The 16,376-nt window shown below is 67.0% G+C and carries 14 protein-coding genes; 5 read left to right on the top strand and 9 right to left on the bottom strand.

Annotation, left to right across the window (positions count from 1 at the left end; genetic code table 11):
- Nucleotides 1-20 precede the first annotated feature (20 nt).
- The 6 genes from BXA00_RS06825 to ppc all read right to left on the bottom strand — a co-directional run bounded on the left by BXA00_RS06825 (nt 21) and on the right by ppc (nt 8,050).
- On the bottom strand, nt 21-749 hold the full coding sequence (locus BXA00_RS06825) for an SDR family NAD(P)-dependent oxidoreductase (protein ID WP_076517365.1): 729 nt from the start codon (nt 747-749) through the stop codon (nt 21-23).
- A 27-nt stretch (nt 750-776) separates the two neighbouring features.
- Nucleotides 777-2,117, bottom strand: coding sequence for a short-chain fatty acid transporter (locus tag BXA00_RS06820; protein ID WP_076517363.1), 1,341 nt, complete (start codon nt 2,115-2,117; stop codon nt 777-779).
- 175 nt (nt 2,118-2,292) lie between these two features.
- Complete coding sequence (locus BXA00_RS06815) at nt 2,293-3,228, bottom strand: 3-hydroxyacyl-CoA dehydrogenase family protein (protein WP_076521833.1); 936 nt, start codon at nt 3,226-3,228, stop codon at nt 2,293-2,295.
- Between the two features lie 670 nt (nt 3,229-3,898).
- Entirely contained in the window at nt 3,899-4,297 is a 399-nt protein-coding gene (locus BXA00_RS06810; protein ID WP_076517361.1) for a VOC family protein, read from the bottom strand.
- 79 nt (nt 4,298-4,376) lie between these two features.
- Nucleotides 4,377-5,189, bottom strand: coding sequence for an alpha/beta fold hydrolase (locus BXA00_RS06805; RefSeq protein WP_076517359.1), 813 nt, complete (start codon nt 5,187-5,189; stop codon nt 4,377-4,379).
- Nucleotides 5,190-5,200: 11 nt separating this feature from the next.
- Nucleotides 5,201-8,050, bottom strand: a complete 2,850-nt coding sequence (gene ppc / locus BXA00_RS06800; RefSeq protein ID WP_076517357.1) for a phosphoenolpyruvate carboxylase — start codon at nt 8,048-8,050, stop codon at nt 5,201-5,203.
- Between the two features lie 166 nt (nt 8,051-8,216).
- Between ppc and queC the strand changes: the two genes are divergently transcribed.
- Nucleotides 8,217-8,936: a 7-cyano-7-deazaguanine synthase QueC gene (queC, locus tag BXA00_RS06795; RefSeq protein WP_076517355.1), complete on the top strand. Its 720-nt coding sequence runs from the start codon at nt 8,217-8,219 to the stop codon at nt 8,934-8,936.
- Between the two features lie 109 nt (nt 8,937-9,045).
- Here the strand turns inward: queC and BXA00_RS06790 are convergent, their stop codons facing one another.
- The 3 genes from BXA00_RS06790 to BXA00_RS06780 form a co-directional block, all read right to left on the bottom strand.
- On the bottom strand, nt 9,046-9,486 hold the full coding sequence (locus BXA00_RS06790; protein WP_076517353.1) for a lysozyme inhibitor LprI family protein: 441 nt from the start codon (nt 9,484-9,486) through the stop codon (nt 9,046-9,048).
- Between the two features lie 187 nt (nt 9,487-9,673).
- On the bottom strand, nt 9,674-10,912 hold the full coding sequence (locus BXA00_RS06785; RefSeq protein ID WP_076517351.1) for an MFS transporter: 1,239 nt from the start codon (nt 10,910-10,912) through the stop codon (nt 9,674-9,676).
- A complete protein-coding gene (locus BXA00_RS06780; protein WP_076517349.1) occupies nt 10,909-11,454 on the bottom strand; it encodes a GNAT family N-acetyltransferase in 546 nt (181 codons plus the stop codon). Before BXA00_RS06780 ends, BXA00_RS06785 begins: the two co-directional genes overlap by 4 nt.
- A 158-nt stretch (nt 11,455-11,612) precedes the next feature.
- Here BXA00_RS06780 and BXA00_RS06775 point away from each other — a divergent pair, with 158 nt between their 5' ends.
- From BXA00_RS06775 to BXA00_RS06760, 4 genes are all read left to right on the top strand, one after another.
- Nucleotides 11,613-12,512: a LysR family transcriptional regulator gene (locus BXA00_RS06775; protein WP_076517347.1), complete on the top strand. Its 900-nt coding sequence runs from the start codon at nt 11,613-11,615 to the stop codon at nt 12,510-12,512.
- 174 nt (nt 12,513-12,686) lie between these two features.
- Nucleotides 12,687-14,555, top strand: coding sequence for a dihydroxy-acid dehydratase (ilvD, locus tag BXA00_RS06770; protein ID WP_076517345.1), 1,869 nt, complete (start codon nt 12,687-12,689; stop codon nt 14,553-14,555).
- A 197-nt stretch (nt 14,556-14,752) separates the two neighbouring features.
- Complete coding sequence (locus BXA00_RS06765) at nt 14,753-15,013, top strand: helix-turn-helix domain-containing protein (RefSeq protein WP_076517343.1); 261 nt, start codon at nt 14,753-14,755, stop codon at nt 15,011-15,013.
- Between the two features lie 2 nt (nt 15,014-15,015).
- Nucleotides 15,016-16,371, top strand: a complete 1,356-nt coding sequence (locus BXA00_RS06760; protein ID WP_076517341.1) for a type II toxin-antitoxin system HipA family toxin — start codon at nt 15,016-15,018, stop codon at nt 16,369-16,371.
- Nucleotides 16,372-16,376 lie beyond the last annotated feature (5 nt).

Raw genomic sequence — 16,376 nt, 5'->3', positions numbered from 1 at the left:
GACGGACATGGCGGCCGCGCTCAGATGGGCGCGACGCCGAGCGTCGTGCCGCCGCAGACATACAGCATCTGGCCGGTGACGAAGCCGTTGTCGGGCGACAGGAAGAACATCGCGGCGCGCGCCACGTCTTCGGGCGTGCCCAGGCGCTTGACGACGATGCTGTTGATGATGCGCTCGGTCTGCGGCGCGCCGGCCGGATTGCTCTTGGTGAAGAGGTCGGTGGCGATGGGGCCGGGGCCGATGGCGTTGACGGTGATGCCGTCGCCGCCCAGTTCCATGGCGAGCGTGCGCGTCATGCCCACCAGGCCGGCCTTGGTGGCCGAGTAGACGACGCGGTCCGGCTTGCCCAGCGCGGCGCGCGACGACATGTTGACGATGCGGCCAAAGCCGGCTTCGCGCATGGCGGGCAGCGCCGCCTGTACCAGGATGAGCGCGGTGCGCAGGTGCAGGTTCACCACATAGTCCAGGTCCGCCAGCGTGGCCGTGTCGGCCGTGCCGGGGCGGGTGGCGCCAGCGTTGTTGACCAGGCCCACGATGTTGTAGGCGCTGGTGACTTCGCGGGCGACTTCCTGGGTGCGCGCTTCATCGGTCAGATCGGCCTGATACGAGACCAGACCCGCCGGGGGATTCTCGGGCAGCTTGTAGTCGATGTTGACGACTTTGTGGCCGGCATCGAGCAGCATGCGGATGATGGCGGCGCCGATCCCGGCGCTGCCGCCGGTGACGAGATATGCGGTGGGTTTGGTCATATCGGTTTCCGTTCAGTGTTCAGGAACTCAATGGGTCAAATAGCCCCATGCGAGGACGGCGGTGATGTGGATCACGCCGACCCACAGCATCATGATGACGGTATAGCCCATGACGTCGCGCAGTTTCAGCTTGGACAGGGCCAGCGCCGGCAGGATCCAGAAGGGCTGCACCAGGTCGTTCCAGGCGTTGCCCAGCATGACGGCCATGGTGGTCTGGTTGAGCGCGCTGCCGATTTCCTTGGCGGCGTCGATCATGAACGGTCCCTGGATGACCCAGTGGCCGCCGGCGGACGGCGCGAAGAAGTTGATGACGAACGAGCTGATCAGGCCCCAGAACGGCAGGGTTTCGGGCGTGGCGACGTCGACGAAGACCTTGGAAATCGAGGTGACCAGGCCCGACGCGGCCATGATGGCCATGATGCCGGCGTAGAACGGATACTGCAGGATGATCCCGGAGATGGTCTTGATGCCCTCGGTCAGCTTGGCGACGTAGGCGGCCGGCGTGCCCAGCAGGATGATGCCCAGGAACAGGATGATGAAGTTGATGAGGTTCAGGTCGAGCGAGCCGCCGTCCATGAAGTGGAAGACGACATAGGCCACGCCCAGCGCGCCGATGAGCAGGCTGAGCAGGCGGCTGTTGTTGAGCTTGGAGGCGAGGGTGCCTTTTTCCAGCAGGTCGTCGGCGGCGCTGGTGGCGTTGGCGTCGCGGTCGATGTTGGGGTCGACTTCGACGATCTTTTCGCCGTTCTTGGGGTGCAGCCAGGCGTTGAGCAGCGGCAGCGTGACGATGATGACCAGGCTGGTGATCAGCATGGGCACGGAGAAGATGGTTTCCGACAGCGGAATGGTGCCCATCTGCGCGGCGGTGGGATGGCCAGGCGTGGCGACGAGCACGGGGATGCTGGCCGACAGGCCCAGGCCGTACATGGTGAAGCCGCTATAGGCCGCGGCGATGATCAGGGGATAGTGCACGCCCTTGACCTTCAAGGCCAGTTTCTTGGCGACGATACCGCCGATGACCAGGCCAAAGCCCCAGTTCAGGTAGCTGCCCACGCCGCCGACCAGGGTGGCGACGATGATGGCGCTGTGCGGCTTGTGGACGTGGCTGACGATGCGGTTGAGCAGGCGGTCGGTCAGCGGCGCGGTGGCCAGCACGTAGCCCATGGCGAGGATGACGGCCATTTGCGTGGTGAAGGCCAGGAGGCTCCAGAAGCCCTTGCCCCAGGCGCGGGTGACGTCGCCAATGCCCTGGCCTTCGATGCCCATGGCGAGCAGCACGGTGAGCAGGGTCAGGGCGATCGCAAAGACGAAGGGATCGGGCAGATACTTGCGCATCAGCTCGGTAAAGAATGAAGCCAATTTATTCATGGTGCCTCCAACAACTCCGTAAGGCGGTTCTCTGGTGTCCGGCGGCGCGCGTCATCGGGTGACGGTGCGGGCGCGCCGGACGATTGCTTTTCTTTGTGTGGCTGGGCTCGTGGCCCGGTGGCGCGGTCGGTCATGGCCGCCGCGCCTTGTGTTTGGAATCGGGGCGTGCCGGCGCTCAGGAGTCGCCGGCCTTGCCGTTCAGCCAGGCGGCCAGTTCGCCCAGGGCGGCGCTTTTTTCGCGCAGGACGCGCTCGCGGCGTTCGGGGCTCCAGGTGTAGAAGCCCTGGCCGCTCTTGGCGCCGAGCTGGCCGCTGTCGACCTTGCTTTTGAGCAGATCGGACGGTTCGGTGCGGTTTTCGAGGTCTTTGTAGAGGTAGCTGGCGATGGCGTAGTGGACGTCGATGCCGTTCATGTCGCGCTGTTCGAGCGGGCCGGACAGGGCGAGGCGGATGCCGAGGCTCCACTTGACGACTTCGTCGATGTCCTCGGCGCTGGCGACGCCTTTTTCCAGCAGCGAGATGGCTTCGCGGGCGAGGGCGTGCTGGATGCGGTTGGCGATGAAGCCGGGGATGTCCTGGCGCACGAGGACCGGACGCTTGCCGGCAAAACGCAGGGTGGCCATGACTTTGGCGACGGTGTCCTCGGAGGTGTCGTCGTTGCGGACGACCTCGACGAGGGGGATGACGTCGGCGGGCGTGAAGAAGTGGGCGCCGACGAATCGGTCGCGGCGCAGGACGGCGCTGGCGATGGCGTTGATGGACAGGCCGGAGGTGTTGGTGGCGAAGACGGTGTGCGCGGGGCACAGGGCGTCGAGCTTGGTGAAGATGCCGCGCTTGAGGTCCAGGTTTTCAGGGACGGCTTCGATGACGAGGTCGCTGGCGGCGGCGGCTTCAAGGCCGGGTTCCAGGCGGATGCGCTGGATGGCTTGCTGGACCTGGCCGGGGGCGTAGACGTTCAACTGGCGGTCGATGGTCTTCAAGGCCCGCTCGAGGGCGCCTTCCATCGGGTCGATGAGGACGACGTCGAGTCCCTTCGAGGCAAACAGGGCGGCGATGCCGCTGCCCATGGCGCCTGCGCCGATGATGGCGACGTTCTTGAGGGGAGTTTCCATGATGGCTCGCTGGATGCTTGCGGCGGGCGGCTTGCAGGCGGGCACGCGGGGGATCAGGGTGAACTCTGTCTCGTCCAGGGGTGCCTTTCTGTGCGCGCTCGGCCAGAAAAATCGTTTTGTTCTATATACGAACATTTGTGCGTATATAGAATTTCTGTCGGGGATAGTACTAAAAGTCGCTGGGGGTGGACAAATGGGGGATGGGGGGTGTTCGGTGGGTGGACGGTGAGGGACTGGCTTAGGGGTGAGGTCTTTTGGCGCCGGGCCGGCGGCTGGCGCGGGAGCGTGTTCTTCTGACGCCCGGCGCGTCGGCGGCCTGGGGCGCGCGGGGCTACGATTGCGGTCCGGAGCCTTCGCTCCGGACTGCCCCTTCCTCATCCTCGTCATCGCCTTCGGCGATTCCTTCGGATTCCGTCGGGCGCATCTACACGCCCCGCGCACCCCAGGCCGCCGCCACGCCGGGCTCTGTGGTTTGAGCTTGGCGGCCGCTGGGGCCAGATGGGTTCTTTAGGTTCTTTGCTGCGGCGGCGTGGATTTGGAGCGGCTTGCGGGGCCCGCCCCACGGCGGCCGCGCGGGCGGCCTGGTGGGGCTTACGCGGTGTCTTGCGTCGGAGCGGGGACGCTGCGCGCTTGCGGCGGTGGGGCGGAGGTTGTCGTGGGTTTGGCGGCGCTACGCTTCAGTGGCGCTATGACAGGCCACGCATAGCTTGTTGCCATCCGGATCGCGGAAGTAAGCGCCGTAGTAATGCGCGTGATACTCGGGCCGAAGACCCGGCGGGCCCTCGCAGGTGCCGCCGTTCTCAAGGGCGGCTTGGTGCGCCCGCCGCACCGCGTCCCGGGAATCGGCCATGAACGCGACCATCTGCCCATTGCCCGGTTCATGCGGCAAACCGTTGTGGGGCCTGCAAATCACGAAATACGGGCGCTGCTGGTTGCTGCTTTGCCATCCGGCCCACGGCCGGTCTCTGTCGCAGAATCGCGATTCGACCCCAAGGGTTTCAAACATGGCGCTGTAGAAGCGCAGGGCGCGGTCGAAGTCGCTGACGCTGACGAAGATGTGCGAGAACATGGGTGGACACTTCCTGGAAGGGCGCTTCGATGCGCCGGGTGTCTGGTTCGTCCGTGGCCCAGGTGGGACCCCGCACGGATCAGGTGCAGCGCTTGACCAGCTGGTTGAGCAGTTCGGTCACCTCACCGGGCTGCTCCAGACCGGGCAGATGGGCGACGTCCCGCAGCGCGTGGGCTTGCGCATTCGGCAACAAGCGCGCCACCGTTTGAGCGCGCTGCTGGATGTGGGGAAAGTCCAGCTCTCCCCATATGACCGAGGCCGGGACGTCGATGTTTCCTAGTTGATCAAAGGGCTGGCCATCATCGCGGTTCGTTCCCGAGGGGGCGGCGGCCAGCGCGATGGCGTTCATCTCCAGGAACAGGCGCCGTGTCTGGCCGGACACGCGTCCTTCGGGAGCCAATGGCCCGTCAAGGAACAACCGCGCTTTGATCTCGTTGAGCCGGGCGAGGTCCCGGCCGGATTCCGCCTGTTGTTGGTGCGCCATCATTTCCTGGATTTCGGGGGGATAGACCGGTGCGGGCGCGCCGTTCACGGTGGGCGATATCAGCATCAGGCCGCGTACCCGGGCGGGGTGCATCAGGGCTGCATTCAAGGCGATGTTGGCGCCTTGGGAGCAGCCGGCCAGGATCACCGGGACGGAGCCGGCTGTGGCGTCGATGACGGCAAGCAGGTCGGCGACGGCGGAGTGGTCTTCCGCCTTGGTCCGTGTCTGCCCGAAGCCGCGCCGGTCATAGGCGATGGCCTGGTAGTTCGAGCCGCCGGCCTGCAACGGGGCGTGCCACATGCGCCGGTCGCAGACGTTGGCGTGGAGGAACACCACGGGCATGCCGCTGCCGGCCGTTTCGGCCGCGATCGTGGCGGCGCCGGAGACAACCTGCAAGGTCGTGTTCACGTGGCCGTCCCTTACCCCGAATTCCTCAACCCCGCCGCGATCCCGTTGATTGTCAGGTGGATGGCGCGCTGCACGCGCTTGTCGACCTCGGCGGCGGGGTTCTTCTGGGCGGCGCGGTGGCGGCGGATGAGGTCGATCTGCAGGTAGTTCAGCGGGTCGATGTAGGCGAAGCGTTCGCGCAGGGAGGCTTGCAGCGTGGGGTTGTCGGCCAGCAGTTCGCGCTGCGTCAGGAGCTTGAGCATGGCGAGCGTGCGGCCGTGTTCGGCGCTGATGGCGCCGAAGATGCGTTCGCGCAGGGCGCGTTGCGGCACGAGCTGGGCGTAGCGGGCGGCGATGGCGAGGTCGGATTTGGCCAGGACCATTTCCATGTTGGAGAGCAAGGTGCGGAACGCGGGCCAGTCGCGGGCCATTTCGCGCAGTTGCGCGAGGCGGCTGCGGCGGGAGCGGGGGGCGTCGGGCGCGCCGGTTTCCAGGTAGGCCTCGATGGCGGAACCCATGCCGTACCAGCCGGTGAGCATGAGGCGGCACTGGGCCCAGGAGAATCCCCAGGGAATGGCGCGCAGGTCTTCGATGCGCTGGCCTTTCTTGCGGGAGGCGGGGCGCGAGCCGATGTTCAGCCCGGCGATTTCGCTGATGGGCGTGGCGGCGAAGAAGTAGTCGGCGAAGCCGGGGGTGTCGTAGACAAGGCCGCGGTAGGTGCGCTGCGCGGTGTCGGACATGAAGGACATGGCGGGGCCGTGGTGGGCCATGTGGGCGTCTTCGGCGCTGGTGGCTTCGGCGCGGGGCGCGAGGCTGGATTCCAGGGTGGCGGCGACCAGCAGTTCAAGGTGCCAGCGGCCGACTTCGGCGTCCTTGTATTTGCTCTGGATGACTTCGCCCTGTTCGGTCAGGCGGATCTGGCCGGCGACGGTGCCGGGGGGCTGGGCGAGGATGGCGTCGAAGCTGGAGCCGCCGCCGCGGCCGACGGAGCCGCCGCGCCCGTGAAAGAGGCGCAGGCGCACGTTGCGGCTGGAGAAGACGTCGACGAGCGCGCGTTCGGCCTGGTAGAGCGACCAGTTGGACGTGAGGAAGCCGCCGTCCTTGTTGCTGTCCGAGTAGCCCAGCATGACTTCCTGCGCGCCGTTCTGCGCGCGTTTCACGCGCTGGCGGATTTCGGGCAGGTCGAGCCAGGCGGCCATGATGTCGGCGCCGCGCTGAAGGTCGGGGATGGTTTCGAAGAGCGGCACGACCATGAGGCCGTCTTCGGGGAGGATGTCCTGGCCGGCGGGCGCGATGAGGCCGGCTTCTTTTTGCAGGACCATGACTTCGAGCAGGTCGCTCAGGGTCTCGGTGTGGGAGACGATGGTCTGGCGCACGGCCTGCTTGCCGTAGCGCGCGCGGCCGGCGGCGGCGGCGCGCAAGACGGCGAGTTCGCGGGTGGTGTCTTCGCTGTAGGCGATCCAGGGCGAGGCGAGCGGGCGCGCCTGGGCGAGTTCGGCGCGCAGCAGCGCGACGCGTTCGTCTTCGGACAGCGCCAGGTAGTCCAGGGGCTTGCCGTCGTGCGTGACGCCGGCGCGGGAGAAGAGTTCGGCGAGCGCGTTTTCGTGGACGTCCGAGCTTTGGCGCAGATCGACCGTGGCGAGGTGAAAGCCGAAGACTTCGACGGCCTGCTGCAGGCCGGACAGGCGCAGCTTGGCGACGGGGGCGCCGTGGTGGGCGGCAAGCGAGGCGGCGATGATGGCCAGGTCGGCCGCCAGCTCCTGGGGCGCGTCATAGGCGGGCGCCGCGACGGTGCTGCGGCGGGCGAGGTTCTGGCCGGTCAGGCGCTGCGCGGTGGCGGCAAGGCGGGCGTAGATGCCGACGAGGGCGCGGCGGTAGGGTTCGTCGCGGCGGTGCGGCGAGTCGTCGCCGCTGCGCTCGGCCAGCGCCAGCAGTTGCGGGTCGACGGCGATGAGCAGGGTGGTGATGGACAGTTCGGCGCCCAGCGCGTGGACTTCCTGCAGGTAGTGCTCGAAGAGGACGGTGGCCTGGCGCAGCAGGGCGCGTTCGAGGGTGGCGGCGTCGACGTTGGGGTTGCCGTCGCGGTCGCCGCCGATCCAGCTTCCCATGCGCAGGAAGGGCTCCAGGGGCGGGGCCGGCGCGGCGAAGGGCTTGGCGGATTCGCGGTTGAGCAGCTTGGACAGGTCGCCGTACAGGCGCGGGATGACCTGCAGGAAGGTGCTGCGGTAGTACGAGAGCGCGTTTTCGATTTCGTCGGCGACCGTCAGGCGCGTGTAGCGCAGCATGCGGGTCTGCCACAGGGTGGCGACGCGGCCGAGCAGGGCGGTGTCGAGCTCGGCCAGCTCGTCGGGCGTGAGCTGGGCTTCGCGCTGCGCGAGCGCGGTGGAGATCTCGCGGTGCACGTCCAGGGTGCTCTTGCGCTGCACTTCGGTGGGATGCGCGGTGAGCACGGGCATGACGCAGGCTTCGGCCAGCAGCCGGCGGATGCGCGCGAGGCCAACGCCTTGTCCGCCCAGGATCTGGATGGCTTCGCGCAGGCTGCCGCGCGCGGGCGTGGCGTCGGTCAGGGCGCGTTCGCGCTGGCGGCGGTTCTGGTCGCGGTCTTCGGCGATGTTGGCCAGGTGCAGGAAGTAGCTGAAGGCGCGCGCGACGGAGTTGGGGTCGCTGCCCTGCAGCCGCTTGACGCGCTGTTCGAGCAGCTTGCTGTCGGCGTCGTCGCCTTCGCGGCGGAACTTGACGGCGGTGCGGCGCAGGGTCTCGATGGTGTCGAAGACGCGCTTGCCTTCGCATTCTTCGATGACCTCTCCTAACAGTCGGCCTAACAGCCGGATATCGTGACGCAAGGGTGCTGCGGAATCGGACTGCGTGCGCTTGGCATTCATCGTGCGGAGATCCGTAGGGAGGCCGTTGGAAAGGGAAAGGTCTAAGGGGACGTTGCGGACAAACCTGGAAGTCGATCGGTCGATTTTACGCAGCGTTCCTTACGGGCAAGCCCATTTGCTCGGTTAAAGTTCCAGTTGTCCCTTCGTCATTCCAGAAGCCCCCTTTATGCAAAATCATCAACGTCGCGCGCTCGTGCTGTTTTCGGGCGGCCAGGACTCCACCACTTGCCTGGCCTGGGCGCTGGACCGCTATGCCCATGTGGAAACGGTGGCGTTCGATTACGGTCAGCGCCATCACATCGAACTGTCGGCGCGCCTGAACGTGCTGCGCGACATCCGCGCGAACTTCCCCGACTGGGCGCCGCGGCTGGGCGAGGACCATCTGCTGGACCTGAAGGTGCTGGGCCAGGTGGGCGATACCGCCATGACCAGCGATCGGGCGATCGAGATGCAGGCCAACGGGCTGCCGAACACGTTCGTGCCGGGACGCAATCTGCTCTTCCTGACGCTGGCCGCGGCGCTGGGCTATCGGCGTCAACTGGACGTGCTGGTGGGTGGCATGTGCGAGACGGACTTCTCCGGCTATCCGGATTGCCGCGACGACACGATCAAGGCGCAGCAAGTGGCGCTGGGTCTGGGGCTGGGATCGCGGGTGACGATCGAGACGCCGCTGATGTGGATCGACAAGTCCGAGACCTGGGCGCTGGCGCATGCGCTGGGCGGAGATGCGCTGGTCGAGACGATCGTCGAGGAAAGCCATACGTGCTACCTGGGCGAGCGCGGAGCCCGGCATGACTGGGGGTACGGCTGCGGGGAATGCCCGGCTTGCAAGCTGAGGAAGATCGGATGGGAGAAGTGGGTGGTGGCGTCTGCTGCCGAGGGGTGAGCGGGTGAGGCCGGCAGGCCCTGGGTGTTTGCGGGGCCTTGGCTTGGCTGCAAGCCGAGTGCGAGGCTTGGGGGTGTCAGGATCCGGATTGCGGCCGGCTCATTGAGCGCTACTTCATGGGCAAGTCGGAAACCAGGTCACGTAGTTGAAGGGCCCGTCTGCCGTTGAGTTCCGCAACGCAAGCCAAACGGCCCATCTCTAGAGCGTTTCCGATTGCTCCTCCGCCCAACGCTGAAGCGAACGCGCATTGCGCGTCGCGGTATTTTCCGAAAGCCTTGTTTGATGCGATGAGTTTGGCTTTGGCTTGGTCCACGTACTTGGAATCCTCATCCCACTTTGTCAGCCGATCGAGCAACTTTTTTTCCGCTTCTTTGAGTTCCACCTCGGTGGCCTGCGCCTTCTTTTGAAGGCATTCCCTTACCCCGGTTAATTCATACGCACATTCAGTGCGCAGTTCCCGTTCGCTCTGAGCATGGGCATCGGGAGACGCCATCGGAACCCGCGGAAAAAGAGCGGTCACAACAAGGATCATCTGCGAAATTTTCTGCATTGGCGGGACGCTGATGTGCGCATTGCATTCAAGATGACGTCCAGTATCGATTCTTGCGCGATCTGCTTGACTGTCGAGGCGTAGCTCCCGATCCAGCCTACCCGAGTTGGCGCGTGCTGAAACTAGGCGCCGTCCTATGCGCTTCGCTTGGACATGGAATGCAGGCAGGGTCTTGCGCGCCAGCCCCTCACACCGTGTCTTGCGCCGCAGCCGCGTCGCCGCGCGCTTGGCCTTCTGCCTGCGTCCCCTCATTCACCCGCCCAATGAACTTCCATCTCAACGCAATGGCCGCGGCCGCGATGAAGGCGGCGAGCGTGGCGGAAATCAGCAGGGCGGCGCGTGCGCCCTGCCATTCGATGATGAACGCGTAGGCGACGGGCGCGGCGGCCGTGAGCAGGAAGCTGGGGATCAGCAGGGAGCCGACCAGCACCCCATAGCTGCGGAAGTCGAAGAGGGCCAAAGGCAGGGTGCCGCGCGTGATGGTCATGAGGCCGTTGCAGGCGCCGTAGAGCAGGGTGTAGGCGGCGGTGGCGTACAGGTGGCCGCCGGGAATCAAGGGCAGCAGAAAGCAGAGCGGCAGCGCAATGCCCACCGCCAGGTTGAGGGTCAAGGGGTGCAGGCGGGCGCCCACGAGGACATCCCCCAGACGAGCGGCGAACTGGCCGATGCCCCACAGGGCGGCCACGCTGACGGCGGCCGCGGCGGCCAGCCCCAGGCCGGTGAGCAGGGAGAAAAGGTGGGCGGCGTTGCCGGCGGCCAGGAAGTTCGTCAGCATGGCCATGACGGCGTACAGGATGCCGGCGAGGCGGCGTTCGCGCGCGGTGCGCGTCAGGCCGGTGGCGGTTGTGCCGGGGGCGGCGGTGGGGGCGGTGTAGCGGCGGCGCGGCAGGGCCAGGTAGAGGGGAAGGGTGGCGAGCGCGAACGCGGCATAGCACAAGGCGGCGCCGCGCCAGCCGAGCCATTCGGCAAGGAAGTGGCCGACGGGCCACATGACGGTGGACGCCAGGCCGCCGAACAGGGTGATCTGCGACATGGGCCGGCGCGCGGCGGGGCCGGCCGCGCGGGCGAGGGCCGCGAAAGCGGCGTCGTACAGGCACAGGCGCATGCCGACGCCCAGCGCCGCCCAGGCCGCGAAGTAGAGGACGTGCGTGTGCGTGATGGCAAGCAGGGCGCAGCCCAAGGCGGACAGCACGGCGCCGGCGGGCATGACGAGGTGGCCGCCCCAGCGGTCCACCGCAGCGCCCGCGGCGGGCGAGACCAGCGCCATCACGACGATGGCGGCCGAGAAGCCGCCGTAGACGGTGGCGGTGTTCCAGCCCAGGTCGGCGCTCATGGCCGGACCCAGGGCGCCGATCAGGTAGAAGGTGACGCCCCAGCCGACGAGCTGGGTCAGACCCAGGCAGACGACGGCGCGCGCTCGGATCATGGCCGCTGCGGCGGCGTGGTGTCGCCTTCGCCCAGGCTGCGCTGCATGAGGACGGTGTCGCGCCACTCGCCGTGTTTGTGACCCACTGACCGCAGCGTGCCAACCGGATGAAAGCCCTGGCTGGCGTGCAGGGCGAGCGAGGCGGCGTTGCGGCTGTCGCCGACCACGGCCAGCATCTGGCGCCACCCGGCGGCCGTGCAGCGCGCGATCAGCTCGGCGAGCAGCTTGCCGCCGATGCCCAGCCCGGCGCGGCCGGCCTTGACGTAGACGGAGTCTTCGACGGTGTGCCGGTAGGCCGGGCGGGGGCGGTACGGCGTGACATAGGCGTAGCCCACGACTTCGCCGTTGATTTCAGCGACCAGGTAGGGCATTTCCTTTTCCAGGACGCCGGCGCGGCGCTGGCGCATCTCGGCGATGGAGGGCGGCTCGAGTTCGAACGAGGCGGTGCCGTGCTCCACGTGGTGCGCGTAGATGGTCTTGATGGCGGGCAGATCGGCTTCCGCGCTGTCGCGGATGAGGACGGTGGGCGAATGGGGCGACATGGGCGGCCGGCGGGTCAGTGCGGATTGAGCGGTGAAAGGGCGATTCAGGATCGGTCCGTCTGGATTTCTTACGGACATGCGCCAGTGTGAGCCAAGCCATTTCATTAATAAAGCTTTGGTCTATTATGATTTTCATAAGAAAAACTTTGGATTGAGTCATGCGTGGCCTGAACCTGGACCATTTGCGCACATTCGCGCAGGTCGTCGAACTGGGCAGTTTCTCCGCCGCCGCCGAGCGGGGCGGGGTGACGCAGCCGGCGGTCAGCCTGCAGATCCGGCAGCTTGAGCGGCGCTTCGGACTGAAGCTGGTGGAGCGGGTGGGAAGGCGCGCGGGACCGACGGCGGCGGGGCTGGAATTGCTGGCCCATATCCGCGTGATCGACGGCGCGCTGGCGCAGGCCGAACAGGCCATGACCGCGCATGCGTCGCAGGTGTCCGGGCGCATCCGGCTGGGCACGGGGGCCACGGCCTGCACCTATCTGCTGCCGCCGGTGCTGGCCGACCTGCGCCAGCGGTTTCCGGCACTGGATATCGTGGCCAGCACGGGCAATACGGCGGACATGCTGCGCGGGCTGGAGGCCAATACGCTGGACATCGTCCTGATCACGCTGCCCGCGCCGGGCCGCATGTTCCAGGTGACGACCGTGATGGAAGACGAGTTCGTGGCGATCTTCCCGGCGCGCGACGCCGCCGCCATTCCCGAGGTCGTGACGCCGCAGTCGCTGGCGCGGCTGCCGCTCGTGCTGTTCGAGCCCGGCGCGCGCACGCGGCGGCTCGTGGACGACTGGTTCGAGGCCGCGGGCGTGGCGGCCAAGCCGATCATGGAGCTGGGCAGCACGGAAGCGATGAAGGAGATCGTCGGGGCGGGGCTGGGGTGCGCGGTGCTGCCTGGACTGGCCGTATCGGGCGCGGGCCGGCGCGAGGCGCTGGCGGTGCGGACCCTGACGCCGCGCCAGTCGCGCGACCTGGCCATCGTCCTGCGCCGCGACAAGCCGCTCAGCCGCGGGTTGCGACACCTGCAGGACGCGTTGCTGGCGCTGCGGCCCCGCACCCCGTGATGCGGCAGCGCGCGGGGCCGGCCGCGCCGGCCAGCGCTTGGGCAGTGCGCGGCGTGGCGTCCGCCTGACGGCCAATCGTCCTTTTCAGGGCGGCCGCGAGGCGGCCGGCCCCGGATCCAGCGTATTATTTACCGTTTTGCCGCCCAAGCTAACAGCACCAGCCCGAGACAGATCATGCCGCACTACCGTTCCCGCACTTCGACCCACGGCCGCAACATGGCCGGCGCCCGCGCCCTCTGGCGCGCCACCGGCATGAAGGATGGCGACTTCGGCAAGCCGATCATCGCCGTGGTGAACTCGTTCACGCAGTTCGTCCCGGGCCACGTGCACCTGCGCGACCTGGGCGCGCTGGTGGCCAAGGAAATCGAGGCCGCCGGCGGCGTCGCCAAGGAATTCAACACCATCGCCGTGGACGATGGCATCGCCATGGGTCACGGCGGCATGCTGTATTCGCTGCCCTCGCGCGAGCTGATCGCGGACTCGGTGGAGTACATGGTCAACGCGCACTGCGCCGACGCCATGGTCTGCATCTCCAACTGCGACAAGATCACCCCGGGGATGCTGATGGCCGCCATGCGCCTGAATATCCCGGTCGTCTTCGTGTCGGGCGGTCCGATGGAAGCGGGCAAGGTCAAGTCGCCCACCGACGGCAAGGTCATCGCCAAGATCGACCTCGTCGACGCCATGATCAAGGCCGCCGACCCCAACGTGTCGGACGCCGAGGTGGCCGAAGTCGAGCGCAGCGCGTGCCCGACCTGCGGCTCCTGTTCCGGCATGTTCACCGCGAACTCGATGAACTGCCTGACCGAAGCCATCGGCCTGGCGCTGCCGGGCAACGGCACCATCGTCGCCACGCACGCGTGGCGCAAGGGCCTGTTCGAGCAGGCCGGCCGCCTGGTCGTGGACCTGTGCCGCCGCTACTACGTCGAAGAAGACGAATCCGTCCTGCCGCGCAGCATCGCCACCAAGAGCGCGTTCCAGAACGCGATGGCGCTGGACGTGGCGATGGGCGGTTCCACCAACACCGTGCTGCACCTGTTGGCCGCCGCGCAGGAAGCCGGCGTGGACTTCACCATGGCCGACATCGACCGCATCTCGCGCAAGGTGCCGTGCCTGTGCAAGGCGGCGCCCGCCACCGACAAGTACCACATCGAAGACGTGCACCGCGCCGGCGGTATCCTGGGCATCCTGGGTGAACTGGCGCGCGCCGATCTGCTGGACCTGTCCTGCGGCAACGTGCACAGCGGCACGCTGGGCAACGCCATCCAGCAATGGGACGTGGCCGGCGGCGCCGGCGAAGCCGCGCAGAAGTTCTACCGCGCGGCGCCCGGCGGCATCCCGACCACGGTGGCCTTCAGCCAGGACGCCACGTTCCTGACGCTGGACACCGACCGCAAGACGGGTTGCATCCGCAGCAAGGAAAACGCCTATTCCAAGGACGGCGGCCTGGCCGTGCTGTACGGCAACCTGGCGGAAAAGGGCTGCATCGTGAAGACGGCCGGCGTGGACGAGTCGCAGTGGGTCTTCACGGGCCGCGCGCGCGTCTTCGAAAGCCAGGACGACGCCGTCGAAGGCATCCTGGGCGACAAGGTCGTCGCGGGCGACGTGGTGGTGATCCGCTACGAAGGCCCCAAGGGCGGCCCCGGCATGCAGGAAATGCTGTATCCCACGTCCTACCTGAAGTCCAAGGGCCTGGGCAAGACCTGCGCGCTCTTCACCGATGGCCGCTTCTCGGGCGGCTCGTCGGGTCTGGTCATCGGCCACGCCTCGCCGGAAGCGGCCGAAGGCGGCACCATCGGCCTGGTCGAAGAAGGCGACACGATCGAGATCGACATCCCCAACCGCAAGATCCACCTTGCCGTGTCTGATGACGAACTGGCCCGCCGCCGCGCCGCGATGGACGCGCGCGCCGACGGCTGGGAGCCGGTGGGCCGCGAACGCGTGGTGTCGCAGGCGCTGCAGGCCTATGCCGCGTTGGCCACGTCGGCGGATCGCGGCGCGGTGCGCGATCTGTCGCAGCTCAAGCTGAAGGGCAAGCGCTGATCGTTTGATGGCGGGTTGATGTGAAAGGCGGCGCACTTCGTGCGCCGCTTTTTTCTTTGGAAGGCATATTCCGCTTACAGGTTCCGGGCTGTAATGTGAAAATACAGCGTATAAATTGTATTCATGAAATACAGCCTACATTGCGTATTTCAGTTTTACAACCTAGAATCTGTAAACCTCCACCATCAAGGGTTGGCATGTCCGACTTCATCGTCCGCACGGCGGACCAGCTTCCCGCCTTGCTCCGGGCCTTCCGCAAACAGGCTGGCCTGACCCAGGCTGCGGCTGCCCTGCGTCTGGGCGTCACGCAGCAAACGCTTTCGGCGTTTGAGCGCAACGCCGGCAAGCTTGGCGCTGACAGGTTGCTGGAGATTCTCGGCATCCTGGGCGTGGAAGTCGTGTTGCGCCAACGTGCAACGTCCTCCGCGTCCAAAGCATCGGCCACGCCGGATTGGTAGCCATGGGCCGACGTTCGCACCACCGCGCGCTGGATCTCTGGATGAACGGGGACTTCGTGGGCGTCTGGAGCGTTCAGCCCCAGATTGGCGAGAGCCTCCAATACGACGCGGCATGGGTCGCCTCCGACCGGGGGCGGCCGCTCTCGCTGTCGCTCCCCTTCACGCCGGGCAACCCGCCGCATCGGGGGCAAGCCGTGCGCAGCTATTTCGAGAACCTGCTGCCCGACAGCCAGAACATTCGCGAACGTGTCGCACGGCGGTTCCAGGTGGGTTCCACCGATGCGTTCTCGTTGTTGGCCGAAGTTGGCCGGGATTGTGTGGGCGCTGTTCAGGTCATGCCCCGCGGCGTCGCGCCTGGGCCCGTGACGCAGGTCGACGCCATTGCGCTCAGCGATGCGCAAGTGGCTCAGGCGCTGCGCGGCACCCTGACGGCCGGACCCTTGGCCGGCCGCAATGCGGACGACGATGACGGGTTCCGCATCTCGATCGCCGGGGCGCAGGAAAAGACGGCCATGCTGTGGCTCGATGGCCGCTGGTGCAGGCCTCACGGCGCCACGCCGACGACGCATATCTTCAAGATGCCGCTCGGCCTCGTCGGCAACTTGAAGTTCGACATGAGCCACTCGGTAGAGAACGAGTGGCTGTGTTCCGAGATCCTCCATGCTTATGGGCTGCCGGTGGCCCGCACCCAGCCGTTGATGTTCGAGGACATGAAGGTGCTGGCGGTCGAGCGGTTCGACCGGACGTGGTGGCGTGACGATGATGGCAAGCGCTGGCTGATCCGGTTGCCGCAGGAAGACATGTGCCAGGCCACGGGAACGCCGCCGCATTTGAAGTACGAATCCGACGGCGGGCCTGGCGTGCGCAGCATCATGAAACTGCTAGGCACCTCGCGCCAGCCTGATCGGGACCGGCGCATTTTTTTCCAGTCGCAGGTCCTGTTCTGGATGCTGCGCGCCACGGATGGCCACGCAAAAAACTTCAGCATTTTCCTGCGTCCCGGCGGTGCGTACGAGCTCACGCCGCTGTATGACGTACTGTCCGCCTATCCCGTCATCGGTACCGGCGCCAACCAGCTGTCGCCGTTCAAGGCACGCATGGCCATGGCCGTGCGAACAAAGAACGCCCACTGGGTCATGCGCGATATTCTCAGGCGGCACTGGCTTGCCGTGGGGACCGAACACGGCGTCGTGACGCCCGACGGCCGCGGGGCGGAGGCGGTGGTCGACGATCTGGTGTCGCGCACGCCCGATGTCGTGCGTCGTGTCCGCGCGATATTGCCCCCGGAATTCCCCCAGCACGTGGCCGACAGTATCCTGGACGGCTTGCAGACGGCGGCCGACAGGCTGGCGAATTAGCCGCA

Source organism: Achromobacter sp. MFA1 R4 (genome assembly GCF_900156745.1).
Taxonomy (GTDB): Bacteria; Pseudomonadota; Gammaproteobacteria; order Burkholderiales; family Burkholderiaceae_B; genus Achromobacter.
Note: the sequence above shows the minus strand (reverse complement) of the source record. Positions and strands in the feature narration are given on the sequence as shown.